The sequence below is a fragment of the Bosea sp. PAMC 26642 genome, from assembly GCF_001562255.1.
Taxonomy (GTDB): Bacteria; Pseudomonadota; Alphaproteobacteria; order Rhizobiales; family Beijerinckiaceae; genus Allobosea.
Map to the genome: position 1 here is coordinate 2,123,849 of NZ_CP014301.1, position 12,818 is coordinate 2,136,666.

19 protein-coding genes are annotated in these 12,818 nt (G+C 64.0%); 3 read left to right on the forward strand and 16 right to left on the reverse strand.

All coding sequences use genetic code 11. The annotated features are described in order from the left end of the window. Nucleotides 1-4: 4 nt before the first annotated feature. The 5 genes from pdxY to AXW83_RS10040 form a co-directional block, all read right to left on the reverse strand. On the reverse strand, nt 5-853 hold the full coding sequence (pdxY, locus tag AXW83_RS10020) for a pyridoxal kinase PdxY (RefSeq protein ID WP_066612846.1): 849 nt from the start codon (nt 851-853) through the stop codon (nt 5-7). A 7-nt stretch (nt 854-860) separates the two neighbouring features. Then, nucleotides 861-1,241 (reverse strand): RidA family protein, encoded by a 381-nt coding sequence (locus AXW83_RS10025; protein WP_066612848.1) that lies wholly within the window; start codon nt 1,239-1,241, stop codon nt 861-863. Between the two features lie 82 nt (nt 1,242-1,323). Beyond that, nucleotides 1,324-2,346, reverse strand: a complete 1,023-nt coding sequence (locus AXW83_RS10030) for an ABC transporter substrate-binding protein (protein ID WP_066620257.1) — start codon at nt 2,344-2,346, stop codon at nt 1,324-1,326. Between the two features lie 180 nt (nt 2,347-2,526). Continuing rightward, nucleotides 2,527-3,318, reverse strand: coding sequence for an ABC transporter permease (locus AXW83_RS10035; protein ID WP_066612858.1), 792 nt, complete (start codon nt 3,316-3,318; stop codon nt 2,527-2,529). Next, nucleotides 3,315-4,190, reverse strand: coding sequence for an ABC transporter ATP-binding protein (locus AXW83_RS10040; RefSeq protein WP_066620260.1), 876 nt, complete (start codon nt 4,188-4,190; stop codon nt 3,315-3,317). Before AXW83_RS10040 ends, AXW83_RS10035 begins: the two co-directional genes overlap by 4 nt. A 176-nt stretch (nt 4,191-4,366) precedes the next feature. Between AXW83_RS10040 and AXW83_RS10045 the strand changes: the two genes are divergently transcribed. The 3 genes from AXW83_RS10045 (at nt 4,367) to AXW83_RS27510 (ending at nt 5,374) form a co-directional block, all read left to right on the forward strand. After that, nucleotides 4,367-4,891 (forward strand): DedA family protein, encoded by a 525-nt coding sequence (locus AXW83_RS10045; RefSeq protein WP_066612868.1) that lies wholly within the window; start codon nt 4,367-4,369, stop codon nt 4,889-4,891. Between the two features lie 136 nt (nt 4,892-5,027). Then, entirely contained in the window at nt 5,028-5,186 is a 159-nt protein-coding gene (locus AXW83_RS27505) for a hypothetical protein (protein WP_168166084.1), read from the forward strand. Next, a complete protein-coding gene (locus tag AXW83_RS27510) occupies nt 5,183-5,374 on the forward strand; it encodes a ComEA family DNA-binding protein (RefSeq protein WP_066612870.1) in 192 nt (63 codons plus the stop codon). The genes AXW83_RS27505 and AXW83_RS27510 overlap by 4 nt, the downstream gene beginning before the upstream one ends. A 105-nt stretch (nt 5,375-5,479) precedes the next feature. On the opposite strand, the gene AXW83_RS10055 is transcribed toward AXW83_RS27510, so the two are convergent. The 11 genes from AXW83_RS10055 to AXW83_RS10100 form a co-directional block, all read right to left on the reverse strand. Beyond that, nucleotides 5,480-5,692 carry a hypothetical protein gene (locus AXW83_RS10055; RefSeq protein WP_066612874.1) on the reverse strand — a complete coding sequence of 71 codons (213 nt, stop codon included), beginning with the start codon at nt 5,690-5,692 and terminating at the stop codon, nt 5,480-5,482. 62 nt (nt 5,693-5,754) lie between these two features. Next, on the reverse strand, nt 5,755-5,952 hold the full coding sequence (locus AXW83_RS10060) for a hypothetical protein (RefSeq protein WP_066612876.1): 198 nt from the start codon (nt 5,950-5,952) through the stop codon (nt 5,755-5,757). A 239-nt stretch (nt 5,953-6,191) separates the two neighbouring features. Beyond that, nucleotides 6,192-7,211, reverse strand: coding sequence for a ketol-acid reductoisomerase (gene ilvC / locus AXW83_RS10065; protein ID WP_066612879.1), 1,020 nt, complete (start codon nt 7,209-7,211; stop codon nt 6,192-6,194). Between the two features lie 35 nt (nt 7,212-7,246). After that, nucleotides 7,247-7,888 (reverse strand): TetR/AcrR family transcriptional regulator C-terminal domain-containing protein, encoded by a 642-nt coding sequence (locus tag AXW83_RS10070; protein WP_066612883.1) that lies wholly within the window; start codon nt 7,886-7,888, stop codon nt 7,247-7,249. Nucleotides 7,889-8,024: 136 nt separating this feature from the next. Continuing rightward, nucleotides 8,025-8,246, reverse strand: coding sequence for a hypothetical protein (locus AXW83_RS10075; RefSeq protein ID WP_066612886.1), 222 nt, complete (start codon nt 8,244-8,246; stop codon nt 8,025-8,027). Next, entirely contained in the window at nt 8,243-8,611 is a 369-nt protein-coding gene (locus tag AXW83_RS28240; RefSeq protein WP_082767053.1) for a type II toxin-antitoxin system PemK/MazF family toxin, read from the reverse strand. The genes AXW83_RS10075 and AXW83_RS28240 overlap by 4 nt, the downstream gene beginning before the upstream one ends. After that, nucleotides 8,586-8,906 (reverse strand): AbrB/MazE/SpoVT family DNA-binding domain-containing protein, encoded by a 321-nt coding sequence (locus tag AXW83_RS10080; RefSeq protein ID WP_066612888.1) that lies wholly within the window; start codon nt 8,904-8,906, stop codon nt 8,586-8,588. The genes AXW83_RS28240 and AXW83_RS10080 overlap by 26 nt, the downstream gene beginning before the upstream one ends. Nucleotides 8,907-8,956: 50 nt before the next feature. Further along, nucleotides 8,957-9,496, reverse strand: coding sequence for an acetolactate synthase small subunit (gene ilvN / locus AXW83_RS10085; RefSeq protein WP_066612890.1), 540 nt, complete (start codon nt 9,494-9,496; stop codon nt 8,957-8,959). Next, entirely contained in the window at nt 9,493-10,206 is a 714-nt protein-coding gene (locus AXW83_RS10090) for a glutathione S-transferase family protein (RefSeq protein WP_066612892.1), read from the reverse strand. Before AXW83_RS10090 ends, ilvN begins: the two co-directional genes overlap by 4 nt. Beyond that, on the reverse strand, nt 10,203-10,910 hold the full coding sequence (locus AXW83_RS10095; protein ID WP_066612895.1) for an aspartate/glutamate racemase family protein: 708 nt from the start codon (nt 10,908-10,910) through the stop codon (nt 10,203-10,205). The genes AXW83_RS10090 and AXW83_RS10095 overlap by 4 nt, the downstream gene beginning before the upstream one ends. A gap of 83 nt (nt 10,911-10,993) precedes the next feature. Then, nucleotides 10,994-12,757 carry an acetolactate synthase 3 large subunit gene (locus tag AXW83_RS10100; protein ID WP_066612898.1) on the reverse strand — a complete coding sequence of 588 codons (1,764 nt, stop codon included), beginning with the start codon at nt 12,755-12,757 and terminating at the stop codon, nt 10,994-10,996. Nucleotides 12,758-12,818: the final 61 nt, after the last annotated feature.

Here is a 12,818-nt window from a genome sequence, read left to right on the forward strand (position 1 = left end):
GCGCTCAGAGCGCTTCCGGCAGGAACTGGTGCGAAGGCGTGACGAACTCGTCTTGCGCCGCCACCGTCAGGATCTCGCGCGAGCCCGCCTCCTTCGTGCGCTTCAGCAGGCCGTAGATCGAGGCCGCCGCCTTGGCGAGCGCGGCCGCCGCCGATTTCTCGCGCAGATAATGCACGAAGAACAGCGCCGCGATCGCATCGCCCGCCCCGTTGACGCTGACATCCAGCTTCGGCGTGCGAACCCGGTAGGCGCCCCTGGCATCGGCCGCCATCATGTCGATCGCGTCGGCCGGCGTCTCCTCGGTGACCAGCGAGGTCACGAGTACGACCTTCGGGCCGGCATCGCGCAGCGCCGCCACCGCGCGATGCGCGTCCGCGATCGTCCTGACCTCGATATCGGTCAGCAATTCGAGCTCGAACTGGTTGGGCGTCACGATATCGGCGGCCGGCACCGCCTGCTCGCGCATGAATTCAGGGATTCCCGGCCGCACGAACACCCCGCGTCCGACATCGCCGATCACCGGGTCGCAACAAAACAGCGCCTTCGGGTTGGCGGCGCGCACCCGCTCGACCGCCGACAGGATGGCGTGGCCGATATCGGCCGACCCCATATAGCCCGAGAGTACGCCGTCGCAGGAGGGCAGCACGCCCCGCTCGGCGATGCCCTCCATCACCTCGTCGATCATGCCGCCATCGAAGACGCGGCCCTTCCAGGCGCCGTAGCCCGTATGATTCGAGAACTGCACCGTATGAATCGGCCAGACCTCGACACCCAGGCGCTGCATCGGAAAGACGGCGGCGGCATTGCCGACATGGCCATAGGCGACATGCGACTGGATCGAGAGGATGTTCATGCTGATCTCAGGCTGCGGCCACGATTTCGATCTCGACGAGCCAGTCATCCTGCAGGAGCCCGGCAACCATCGTCGTCACGGCAGGTTTATGGTCGCGGAGCATCGCTTGTCGATAGGCAGTGGCCGGCCCGCGCATGGAACGATCGGCAAGGAACGTAGTCACCTTGACGATATTGCCGACGTCCATGCCGGCGTCGGCCAGGATCGCCTTGAGATTGGTCCAGGCGATTTCGAGCTGCGCCTCGATGCCCTCCGGCGCTAGGCCCTCCTTGTCGAGCCCCATAGTGCCGCTGCTGAAGAGAAACCGTTTGGGCTGGACGACCTCCAGGCCATGACAATAGGGACCGACGGGCACAAACATCGCGGCAGGGTTATGGGCTTTGAACATGGCGGCCTCGCAGATGAGAAAGGGCGCCGCAGCCTAGGCTGGGCGCCCCGTCGGGACCAATCGATAGCGGTGAAGGGATCGATCAGGAACCCGCCGCCGCCTTCTTCGCGAATGTATCGATGAAGGTCTTCTTCAGGTCGACATTCGATGACGCCAGCTCCGGATCGAGCAACTTCAGCGCCTCGTAGACGCTCTGCTGGCCCTCCGGCGGCGAGATGCCGGTCCGCGAATAGCTTTCCTGCGAGTTCTTCACGGCGCGCAGATAGAGCGGCTTGTCACCCAGCAGATACTCCGGCGGCACGAGATCGGCGACGTCCTCGGGCTTGGCCGTCTCCAGCCATTTCAGCGATTTGACGAAGGCATTGACCAGCTTTTGGGTCGTCACCGGGTTCTTCTCGGCAAATTCGCCCTTGAGATAGAGCACGGCGGCCGGGTTCGAGCCGCCAAACAGCGCCCGCGTGCCGGCTTCCGTACGGGTGTCGATCAGAGTCACGACATCGCCGTCGGCTTCCAGTTTCGACGAGACCGGATCGAGATGCGAGATGATGTCGACCTGGCCCTGCTTGATCGCGGCGACCGCGCTCGCGCCCGCACCGACGCCGATGATCGGCGCATCCGTCGCCTTCAGCCCGGCCTTGACCATGGCGTATTGCGCCGTCAGCGCCGTCGAGGACCCCGGAGCGGTCACGCCGATCTTCAGCCCCTTGAAATCGGCCGCCGACTTGACCTTGTCGGCCAGTTCCTTGCGGACCGCGATGGTGATCGCCGGGAAGCGCCCGAGCTCGACCACGGCGCGCACGTCCTGGCCCTTGGCCTGCATCCGGATGGTGTGCTCATAGGCGCCCGTCACGACATCGACCGAGCCGCCGATCAGGGCCTGCAGCGACTTCGCGCCGCCGCCGAAATCGTTGATCTCGACATCGAGACCCTGCTCCTTGAAGAAGCCCTTCTTCTCGGCGACCGTCAGCGGGAGATAATACAAAAGCTGCTTGCCGCCGACGCCGAGCGTCAGCTTCGGCTTTTCGGCGTTTTGGGCGAGTGCGGCATGGCCGAAGCCGAGCGCGGTGGAAAGGGCGAGCGCAGCCAGCGCCGTGCGGCGAGAGATCGTCATGGGTGTTCCTCCGGTGAATGGATTGCGCTTCTGAGGAGCGCATTGAGGTTGAAGATAGGCGAGATCACAGCGGACGGGCAAGAACCGCGTCATTCTCGGGCGGAGCGTAGCGCAGACCCGAGAATCTCCGGGTCAAGATGCTCGGGTCTGCGCCCGAGCATGACGACAGCCCCCTCACACCGTCGTCGTCGAGCTCTGTCCCGGCCGCCACACCAGCAAGCGCCGCTCCACCATCGTCACGACCGTGTCGATCGCGATCACGAAGATCGCCAGGATCACCATGCCGGAGAACACCCCGGTCACGTCGAAGACGCTCTCGGCCTCGTGGATCTTGTAGCCGAGGCCGGCCGAGGAGCCGAGATATTCGCCGACCACAGCGCCCACCAGCGCAAAGCCCACCGATGTATGCAGCGAGGAGAACATCCAGGTCAGGGCCGACGGCCAGTAGACGTGCCGGAAGAGCTGGCGTCCGTTCATGCCGAGCATCCGCGCATTGGCGAGAACCGTCGGGGAGACCTCGCGCACGCCCTGATAGACGTTGAAGAAGACGATGAAGAAGACCAGCGTGAAGCCCAGCGCCACCTTCGACCAGATCCCGAGCCCGAACCAGAGCGCGAAGATCGGCGCCAGAACCACGCGCGGCAACGCGTTCGCGGCCTTGATGTAGGGGTCGAACACCGCCGCCAGCAACTCGCGCCGGGCGAAGGTGAAACCGAAGAAGATGCCCGCCAGCGAGCCGATGACGAAGGCGAGCACCGTCTCGGTCAGCGTGATGCTGAGATGCCAGTAGATGTCCGCTCCGGTCAGCTGCGTCCAGGTCCGGCCGATGACTGCTCCCGGCGTCGAGAAGAAGAACTGGATCGTCTTGGTCTCGCCCAACAGCGGATAGGCCGTCACCACATGCCAGATCAGCAGGAACACGATCATCACCATGACCTGCAGGCCCAGAAGCTTGAGGCGGTTCATGGCATCGCCTCCACCATGTCGCGCCCGTCGCCCATGGCATAAGCCTTCTGCACCTCGATTTTGAGCGAGGCCCAGATGTCGCGGTGGATCTCGTGAAAGGCCTTCTCCAGCCGGATCTCGGCGATGTCGCGCGGGCGCGGCAGGTCGACCCGGTAATCGGCGACGATGCCCGCCGCCGGCCCCGCCGACATCACCACGACGCGGTCCGACAGGGCGATCGCCTCTTCCAGATCGTGGGTGATGAAGATCAGGGCCTTGCGATCCTTCGACCAGAGGTCGAGCAGCAGATTGCCCATGATCTGCCGCGTCTGCGCGTCGAGCGGCCCAAAAGGCTCGTCCATCAGCAAGATCTCGGGGTTGCGGATCAGCATCTGCGCCAGCGCCACACGCTTGCGCTGGCCGCCCGAGAGCATGTGCGGATAGCGGTCGACAAAGGCGCGCAGGCCGACCCGCGCCAGCCAGTCGCGCGCCTGCCTGTCGGCGTCGGCGTCCGAAACGCCCATCGGCTCCAGCGCGACCTTGACGTTGTCGAGCGCCGTCTTCCACGGCATCAGCGCATCGGCCTGGAAGAGATAGCCGGCGCGGCGGTTGAGACCCGACAGCGGCTTGCCGAAGACGCAGACCGTGCCCGCCGACGGCGTCAGCAGGCCCGCCGCCGCATTGAGAAGGGTCGACTTGCCGCAGCCGGTCGGCCCGACCACGGAGACGAACTCGCCCGAATTTACGGCAAGGTCGATCCCGGTCACGGCCTGGTAGCGGCCGCCGCCATCCAGATGAAAGGTGATGTCGAGGCCGCGCAACGCGACCGCGGGCGCTGCCACGGGCGCGCCGCCCTGTCCCGCATCGCTCTGCGGGGATACCTGCAACGCCATGAATTCCGTTTCCTCGTCGGCGGGCAGCGCTCTTGGGGGCGCTCGCCGCTCGCTGATTTCGTCGTTTCGCCAAAGATTAGGCGATCGGGCCACGAAGGCAAAGCCGTCCATCGGTTGCATAAGCTTTCCGGCAAGGCGATAAGCCCGGCCTTCCGCCTAAGAGAACCGATCCCCGCATGGCTCAACTCGAACTCTGGATGCACGGGCTCGTCGAGTTCATGCGGGCGAACCAGGAATGGGCGATCCCGATCGTCTTTCTGGTCGCCTTCGCCGAATGCGTCGCGGTCCTGTCCTGGCTCGTACCTGCGACGGTCTTCTTTACGGCTTTTGGCGCGGCAGCGGGCGCGTCCGGCCTCAATCTGATCCCGCTGGCCTTCGCGGCATCGGCCGGCGCCGGCTGCGGCTTCTGGCTGTCCTATTGGGTCGGCCTCGTTTTGGGTCCGCGCGTTGGCGACTACTGGCCGCTGAACAAGAACCCGCAACTGCTGGAGCGCGGCCACGCCTTCTTCGAGAAATGGGGTGTCGCCAGCATCCTGATCGGCCATTTCTTCGGACCGTTACGGGCCGTGATCGCGATCGTCGCCGGCATCGTGAAGATGCCCTTCATCCCCTTCCAGCTCGCCAACTGGATCGCATCGAGCGCCTGGGGCTTCGGCCTGCTTTATGGCGCGGGCCGGCTCGCCGAAGTCATGGCGCGCTGAGTTCAAACCCGCATTCCGCTGAACGCATTATTCAGGGCGGGTTCACGCGTTCGGGCGCGATCTGGCGTGGCCTGACCACCGGCCCGGCGGCTGACAGACGCAAAATCATCCGGGACGAACCCTTGGGATCCAAGCCATGACGATATCCCGCTTTCTGCTCACCCTGACGGCCCTCGCCTTCACCGCCGGCCACGGCTTCGCCCAGACCGCGACGCGACGCCCGCGCGCCCGGCCGCCCCTGTCGCGGCACCGGCCACACCGGCACCGCCTGCGACGGCCCAGCCCGCTCAGGTGAAGAAGATCAACATCAACACCGCGACCGCCGCCGAACTCGACACGCTGAAGGGCATCGGCGAAGCCCGCTCGAAGAAGATCATCGACGAGCGCGCCAAGGCGAAATTCAAGAATTTCGACGATCTGGTGAAGCGCAGCGTCCTGCCCTCGAATGTCGAAGCCGACATCAAGGGCAAGATCACGTTCTGAACACCTCGGATCCTGCGACATACAAAAAGAGCCCGGCATTCGTGATGCCGGGCTCGTCAAAGAAATCGTGCAGAAACGCTCCATTTGCTGGAGCGGAAACTCGGTTCACACGGGGATGTACCCCACGAAGATTCCAGCCAGTACGGCAAGCGCGAGGCTGACGCCGAGAACCAGCATCACCGGCTTCCCGAGGAATCCGCCGCGCGCCTCGACCGGCGTTTCGACCGCCGGGGTGTCGGCCACCTGATTGACTTGGCTTGGGGCCTCTCCCGTCGGGCGGCCGTCCGGCGTCACAGGACGCTGTTCCTGGTCGATCATGGCATCGCCTCCTGTTGCTTCACCCTTCAGCGACGCGGGTTCGCGCTGCCGTCTTCGCTTGCTCAACCCGGCATCAGGCCGAGAAACGTGTTCACGATCACCGCCACCGCAAGACCGGCGAACAAGGCCGTCAGAAACGGCCAGTCCTCCTCGTCGTCCTGCTGCGCGACGGTCGCGCCTTGATGCTCCGCCTCATTTCGGACCGCGACTGAACGGCGCTCGCGAGCCGACATGTCGTCAATATCCTGGTGCCGCGCCATGGCATCTCTCCATCGAGGTCCAACTGGCAAATTGAACGCGCGCCGAGGCCACGTGTTCCCCCACCGACACCGCAGCCCAACGCATCGAAACAAAAAAGCGGGCGCACGATTGCGCCCGCCTTGATGGCTTTTTCGAAAATTCCCTAACCTTACCAGAATCTTGCCGGCCGAACCGGAATCAAATTGGCAGGCTCCTGAATCGATATGGGAACACGTCCCGCCGACGCAAGATTTGAAGCTCAGTTCTTGGTCTTGTCGACCAGGGCCTTGGCCTTGATCCAGGGCATCATGTCGCGCAGCTTGGCGCCGACTTCCTCGATCGGGTGGGCTGCATAGCGGGCGCGGGTCGCCTTGAACGAGGTCTGGTTGACCTTGTTCTCCAGCATCCAGTCGCGGGTGAACTTGCCCGACTGGATGTCGGTCAGCACGCGCTTCATCTCGGCCTTGGTCTCCGCGGTGATGATGCGCGGACCCGTCACGTACTCGCCATACTCGGCCGTGTTGGAGATCGAATAGTTCATGTTGGCGATACCGCCCTCATAGATCAGGTCGACGATCAGCTTCACCTCGTGCAGGCACTCGAAATAGGCCATCTCGGGCGCATAGCCGGCCTCGGTCAGCGTCTCGTAGCCGGCCTTGATCAGCTCGACCAGGCCGCCGCAGAGGACGACCTGCTCGCCGAACAGATCGGTCTCGCACTCTTCCTTGAAGGTCGTCTCGATGATGCCGGCGCGACCGCCGCCATTGGCCGACGCGTACGAGAGACCGAGGTCATGGGCATTGCCGGTCGCGTCCTGATGGATCGCGATCAGGGTCGGCACGCCGCCGCCGCGCTGATACTCGGAGCGAACCGTGTGGCCGGGGCCTTTCGGGGCGACCATCAGCACGTCGAGGTCCTTGCGCGGCTCGATCAGGTTGAAATGCACGTTGAGGCCGTGGGCGAACAGAAGGGCGGCGCCCTCCTTCATGTTGCCATGCAGTTCGTCGCGATAGATGTCGCCCTGCAGTTCGTCGGGTGTCAGCATCATCATGATGTCGGAAACCTTGGCGGCCTCGGTCGGGGTCATCACGGCAAAGCCGGCCTCTTCGGCCTTCTTGCGGGTCGCCGAACCGGCCTTCAGCGCGATGATGATGTCCTTGACACCGGAATCGCGCAGGTTGAGCGCATGGGCATGGCCCTGTGAGCCGTAGCCGACGATGCAGACCTTCTTGCCTTTGATCAGGTTGATGTCGGCATCACGATCGTAATAGACGCGCATAATGGTGGTCCTTCCTTGGAGCGTGGTTGGTTTCTTCAGGCTTTCGGTGCGGCTGAGGCCCGCCCGTGAAGTGCGAGGAACTGGTCGGTTGCCCTGGCGGCATCGCGCGCAATGTCAGTTTCGCTGAGAGCATCACCCAGCAGAAGCCGGATCTGCACGTCGCGCCCGACAAGACCGAAGAACGTGCGGAATGCCGTTTCGGAATCGTCGAAGGCGAGCAAGCCGGCTTCCCTGCCCGCTTCGAGCACCGGCCGCAGCCTATCTCCGATGGCAAGCCGCCCATTGGCCAGCACGATGCTACCGAGATTGCTCTTGCGCGAGGCCGCATGGCCGATCGCCAGGCGATTGAGCGCGATCGAAGTTGGGCTGGAGATTACCGTCAGCCAATTCGCCGCGAAGTCTTTGAGACTGTCACGAAGCGTCGCGATGTCGAGGGTCTGCGCATCGTAGCGCCCAGCCCTCACGCGCGCGGCCTGCCATTGAACTGTTGCGGTCAACAGCCCATCGCGATCGCCGAACCATTTGTAGAGCGTTTCCTTGGAGCAGCTCGCACGCCGCGCCACTGCGTTCATGGTGAGCTGGTCGCCCTCGACCATCAGCGACAGCACGGCATCGAACACGGCCTGCTGGCGAGCCGTAGGTTCGTCCGTGTCTGCCGTGTCAGGTGTCGTCGTCATGAGCGTCTGGAGCTGGAGAAAATGCCGTACCGTACGTTACGGTTCGGCTCTTTAGCCCATGATAAATCCCTTCGCAAGCAGGCTATGCAGTCAGTCGCTTGCTTGCGGGCGACGCCTCGGGCCGACGCGCCTGCCGCTACAGACCGGCAGCCTGCTGGCTTGCGATCCGCTGCAGGAAGATCGCCGCGATCGTCAGGACGAAGCCGGCCCACCACAGCGGCGAGCGCAGGCTTTTGCCGCTGCCCGGCGCCTCGGCCGGCACCTTGCCGTTCAGCCGCTGCAGGATCGGCCAGGCAAAGCAGCCGAAGCCGACAATGCCGAGCCCGAAGGCGATGTGTTCCAGGCTTGGCGGTGTCATTTCGAAACGGGTTCCACCTGGATTCCCACATAGGCTGCAAGCCTGTGTGCGACGCGTGAGACAAGTTCGTCGGAGAGAGACCCGATGCGACGCCGGAGCCGTTCGCGATCCACCATTCGGACTTGATCCGTCAACAGCGCTCCGGAAACAATGGAACCGGCTGGAATGACGATTTTAGTGGGCCAGTTTCCGGGATTCGAAGTGATGGGACAGACCAGGATCCGCCCCGATATCCCATGCAATGTCTCATTCGATATGATCAAAGCAGGACGTCGCCCACCTTGCTCAGAACCGATGACCGGATCGAGATCGATCCAGTAAACATCCCCGGACCGGCAATCAGCGACGGGGATTGTAGTCATCATAGATGATCTCCGACCCTCTGTCGGGACCCCAATCCCAGTCGTCTACGGGTGCATTGGCCAGTCCGCCAAGCCTTTCAGCCTCGGCCAGAAGCCATTCGGCGGTCACCGGATACGGTTCAGGCGTCGGAAGGAGATCATCGCTCACCTTGCCCGATATGACGCGCTTAAGCCTGATCTCTTCGCCGTCTACACTGACGTCGAGCGTCGTACCGCTGATGAGGCCAAGCTGCTTCACCACCGCCTTCGGCAGCCTCACCGCAGTGCTGTTGCCCCATTTCGCGACCTGGACCTTCATGCCGGCCTCCTCGCGGATATCCGTAACATGGGCGCCGGATATCCGGCAAATCACATCGCCTCGGGCCCACGGCTCATCGCCGCGATGCCGGTGCGCGAGACCTCCGTCAGTCCGACCACCGTCATCAGCTTGATGAAGCGCTCGATCTCGTCGGTCGAGCCGGTCAACTCGAAGACGAAGGAGGTCAGCGAGGCGTCGAGCGTGCGGGCACCGAAGGCGGACGCCAGCCGCATCGCCTCGACCCGGTGCTCTCCCTTGCCGACGACCTTGACCAGAGCCAGTTCACGCTCCAGCGCCTCGCCCTGCAAGGTCAGGTCGACGACGCGGTGCACCGGCACCAACCTGTCGAGATGGGCCTTGATCTGGTCGATGACATTGGCCGTGCCCGAGGTCACCACCGTGATCCGCGAGATGTGCTTGTCGTGCTCGGTCTCGGAGACGGTCAGGCTCTCGATATTGTAGCCGCGGCCGGAGAACAGGCCTGCGATCCGGGCGAGCACGCCGGGTTCGTTGTCGACGATCACCGCCAGAGTATGGCGCGCGACGGGCTGGGCGACCGGGGCATTGGAATAATGCGACGAGGTGTTCATGAGGAAACTCGGCTGCGGCTGAGATGAGGACGAAAATCGGTGAGGACGGGTTCGGCGACTTCGTCTTCGGCGACGATCCAGGGCTCGGCGAGTGCCGCGTCGCGCCAGGCACTATAACCCTTGGTGCTGGATACCGCAGAGGCGTAGCTGGCGCAGACGGGATCGAGCGGGATCGAATAACCCGACAACCGCGCCACGACCGGCGCGAACATGGCATCCGCGGCACTGAAGGCCCCGAACAGGAACGGCCCCTCGCCGCCGAAGCGCTCGCGCGCTTGCCGCCAGATCGTCACGATCCGGGCGACATCCGCCGCAACCTTGGGGCCGCGGTCATGCTCCGGATGGACCCAGGCCAGGTTCATCGGGCAGGCGCCGCGCAGGGCCGAAAAGCCTGCGTGCATTTCGCTGGCGACGGAGCGCGCCATGGCCCGCGCCGCAGGATCGCGCGGCCAGATCGCAAGATCGGGGCGCGTGTCGGCGACGTATTCCATGATGGCAAGCGACTCCCAGATTTGAATGTCACCATCGATCAGCGCGGGCACCTTGCCGGCTGGTGTGTAGGCCGATACCGCCCGCTTCCAGTCTGGATCGTCGAAGGTCGGGCCGAACGGCACCAGAACCTCCTCGAACGGAATGTCGAACTCCGTGAGCAGCAGCCATGGCCGCAGCGACCACGAGGAGTAGTTCCTATTGGCGATGACGAGTTTCATGCTGCCAGACTCTCCGGATTGGACGCAAAATCGAGCGCGGCCTCGACGTGCAGCGCGGTCGTGTCGAAGACCGGCAGCGCCGTGTCGGCCTGCGAGATCAAAAGCCCGATCTCGGTACAGCCCAGAATGACGCCGTCGGCGCCTTGTGCTGCGGCTTCTTCGATGATCGCGAGATAGCGCGTCTTTGAAGCCGGCTCGATCCGTCCCCGGCACAATTCCTCATAGATGATGCGGTGAACCTCGGCGCGCTCGGCCTCGCCGGGCACCATGGCCTCGACGCCAAAGGCAGCCAGACGGTCGAGATAGAAGCGTTGCTCCATGGTGAAGCGCGTCGCCAGCAGCAGCGGCCGCCGCGACGCGCTGCGCAGGATCGCCTGCGCCGTCACATCCGCCAGATGCAGGAACGGCACCCGCGTCGCCGCCGTGATCCGGTCGGCAAGCTTGTGCATGGTGTTGGTACACAACACGATGCAGCCCGCCCCCGCTCTCTCCAGACGCTGCGCGCTCTCGGCCAGAACCATGCCCGCCGCATCCCAATCGCCCTTGGCCTGCATCTCGGCGATCGGCGAAAAATCGAGCGAATGCAGCAGCAAGTCGGCCGAATGCAGCCCGCCCCGTCGCGCCCGCACGCCCTCGTTGAGCAGGCGGTAATACACCGCCGTCGACTCCCAACTCATTCCGCCGATCAGACCGATTGTGGTCATGTGTCGCTCCGATGATTGGGGCAGTCGGCAGTAGGCAATCGGACCGATGCGACTGCCTATTGCCTACTGCCGACTGCCTTTGCTCAGACCAGCTGCTTGCCCTTGGCGTCGATGATCTCGCCGGTATCGCCCTCGAAATCGGGCAGGATCATCTCGTTATGGGCCTTGCCCGACGGGATCATCGGGAAGCAGTTCTCATGCTTGGCGACGAGACAGTCGAAGATCACGGGCTTTGGCGTATCGATCATCTCCATGATCGCATCGTCCAGCTTGGCGGGGTCGTCGCAGCGGATGCCGTGCCCGCCATAGGCCTCGGCGAGCTTTACGAAATCGGGCAGCGACTGCGAATAGCTCTCCGAATAGCGCCCGCCATGCAGCAGCTCCTGCCACTGGCGCACCATGCCCATATATTCGTTGTTCAGGATGAAGATCTTGACCGGCAGGCGGTACTGCACCGCCGTCGACATCTCCTGCATGTTCATCAGGATCGAGGCCTCGCCTGCGACGTCGATGACGAGCGCCTTGGGGTGCTTCATCTGGACGCCGATCGCGGCCGGCAGGCCGTAGCCCATCGTGCCCAGCCCGCCCGAGGTCATCCAGCGGTTCGGCTCCTGGAACTGAAGATACTGTGCCGCCCACATCTGATGCTGCCCGACCTCGGTCGTGATGTAGGTGTCGCGGTCCTTGGTCAGCGCATGGAGCCGCTCGAGCGCATATTGCGGCTTGATGACCGAGCCCGACTGCTTGTAGGCGAGGCTCTTGCGGCCGCGCCAGCCCTCGATCTGCGTCCACCAGGCGGTCAGCGCGGTCTTGTCGACCTGCGGCGAGGTCTCGCGCCAGATCCGGACCATGTCTTCGAGCACATGGGCGCAGTCGCCGATGATGCCGATGTCGATCTTGACCGTCTTGTTGATCGAGGACGGGTCGATATCGATATGGATCTTCCTCGAATGCGGCGAGAACCCGTCGAGCCGGCCGGTGATACGGTCGTCGAAGCGCGCGCCGATATTGATCATGACGTCGCAGTCATGCATGGCGAGGTTCGCCTCATAGGTACCGTGCATCCCCAGCATCCCGAGCCATTGCTTGTCGGCGGCCGGGAAAGCTCCAAGCCCCATCAGCGTCGAGGTGACGGGAAAGCCCGTCAGCCGCGCCAGTTCGCGCAGCAGCGCCGAGGCGTGCGGCCCGGAATTGATCACGCCTCCGCCGGTGTAGAACACCGGCTTCCTGGCGCTGGCCATCAGTTCGACCGCAGCCTTGATCTTGTTCAGGTCGCCCTTGACGGTGGGGCGGTAAGTCTTGTGCTGGTTGTCGCGCGGGCGGCTGTAGGAGCCCGTCGCAAACTGGATGTCCTTGGGGATGTCGACGACGACGGGTCCCGGCCGGCCATTGGCGGCGACGTAGAACGCCTCGTGCAGGATGCGCGGCAGGTCGGCGATGCTCTTCACCAGATAATTATGCTTGGTGCAGGAGCGGGTGATCCCGACCGTGTCGCATTCCTGGAATGCGTCGGAGCCGATCAGATGCGTCGGAACCTGGCCGGTGATGACGACGAGCGGGATCGAATCCAGCAGCGCGTCGGTCAGCCCCGTGACGGCGTTGGTCGCGCCGGGCCCGGAGGTGACGAGCACGCAGCCGACCTTGCCGGAAGACGAGCGCGCATAGCCTTCTGCGGCATGGACCGCGCCCTGCTCGTGGCGGACGAGGACATGCTTGACCTTGTCCTGCTGGAAGAGCGCGTCATAGATCGGCAGCACCGCCCCGCCCGGATAGCCGAACAGATGCTCGACACCCTGGTCTTGAAGCGCCCGGACGACCATCTCGGCGCCAGTCATCATCTCGCTCATAACGGTCTCCTGCGGCTGGTCTTGGTCTTCGCGGTAGGAAGGTTTGGCGGAAAGCGGGCAA

What these genes read in the sequence shown, in the direction of transcription:
- AXW83_RS10045 (WP_066612868.1), top strand. Translation starts at nt 4,367, where the DNA reads ATGGCTCAACTCGAACTCTGGATGCACGGGCTCGTCGAGTTCATGCGG.
- AXW83_RS28240 (WP_082767053.1), bottom strand. Translation starts at nt 8,611, where the DNA reads ATGATGACTACAATCCCCGTCGCTGATTGCCGGTCCGGGGATGTTTAC.
- ilvC (WP_066612879.1), bottom strand. Translation starts at nt 7,211, where the DNA reads ATGCGCGTCTATTACGATCGTGATGCCGACATCAACCTGATCAAAGGC.
- AXW83_RS10080 (WP_066612888.1), bottom strand. Translation starts at nt 8,906, where the DNA reads ATGAAGGTCCAGGTCGCGAAATGGGGCAACAGCACTGCGGTGAGGCTG.
- AXW83_RS10090 (WP_066612892.1), bottom strand. Translation starts at nt 10,206, where the DNA reads ATGAAACTCGTCATCGCCAATAGGAACTACTCCTCGTGGTCGCTGCGG.
- AXW83_RS10100 (WP_066612898.1), bottom strand. Translation starts at nt 12,757, where the DNA reads ATGAGCGAGATGATGACTGGCGCCGAGATGGTCGTCCGGGCGCTTCAA.
- AXW83_RS10025 (WP_066612848.1), bottom strand. Translation starts at nt 1,241, where the DNA reads ATGTTCAAAGCCCATAACCCTGCCGCGATGTTTGTGCCCGTCGGTCCC.
- AXW83_RS10055 (WP_066612874.1), bottom strand. Translation starts at nt 5,692, where the DNA reads ATGATCGACCAGGAACAGCGTCCTGTGACGCCGGACGGCCGCCCGACG.
- pdxY (WP_066612846.1), bottom strand. Translation starts at nt 853, where the DNA reads ATGAACATCCTCTCGATCCAGTCGCATGTCGCCTATGGCCATGTCGGC.
- AXW83_RS10095 (WP_066612895.1), bottom strand. Translation starts at nt 10,910, where the DNA reads ATGACCACAATCGGTCTGATCGGCGGAATGAGTTGGGAGTCGACGGCG.
- AXW83_RS10070 (WP_066612883.1), bottom strand. Translation starts at nt 7,888, where the DNA reads ATGACGACGACACCTGACACGGCAGACACGGACGAACCTACGGCTCGC.
- ilvN (WP_066612890.1), bottom strand. Translation starts at nt 9,496, where the DNA reads ATGAACACCTCGTCGCATTATTCCAATGCCCCGGTCGCCCAGCCCGTC.
- AXW83_RS10035 (WP_066612858.1), bottom strand. Translation starts at nt 3,318, where the DNA reads ATGAACCGCCTCAAGCTTCTGGGCCTGCAGGTCATGGTGATGATCGTG.
- AXW83_RS27505 (WP_168166084.1), top strand. Translation starts at nt 5,028, where the DNA reads ATGACGATATCCCGCTTTCTGCTCACCCTGACGGCCCTCGCCTTCACC.
- AXW83_RS10060 (WP_066612876.1), bottom strand. Translation starts at nt 5,952, where the DNA reads ATGGCGCGGCACCAGGATATTGACGACATGTCGGCTCGCGAGCGCCGT.
- AXW83_RS10075 (WP_066612886.1), bottom strand. Translation starts at nt 8,246, where the DNA reads ATGACACCGCCAAGCCTGGAACACATCGCCTTCGGGCTCGGCATTGTC.
- AXW83_RS10040 (WP_066620260.1), bottom strand. Translation starts at nt 4,190, where the DNA reads ATGGCGTTGCAGGTATCCCCGCAGAGCGATGCGGGACAGGGCGGCGCG.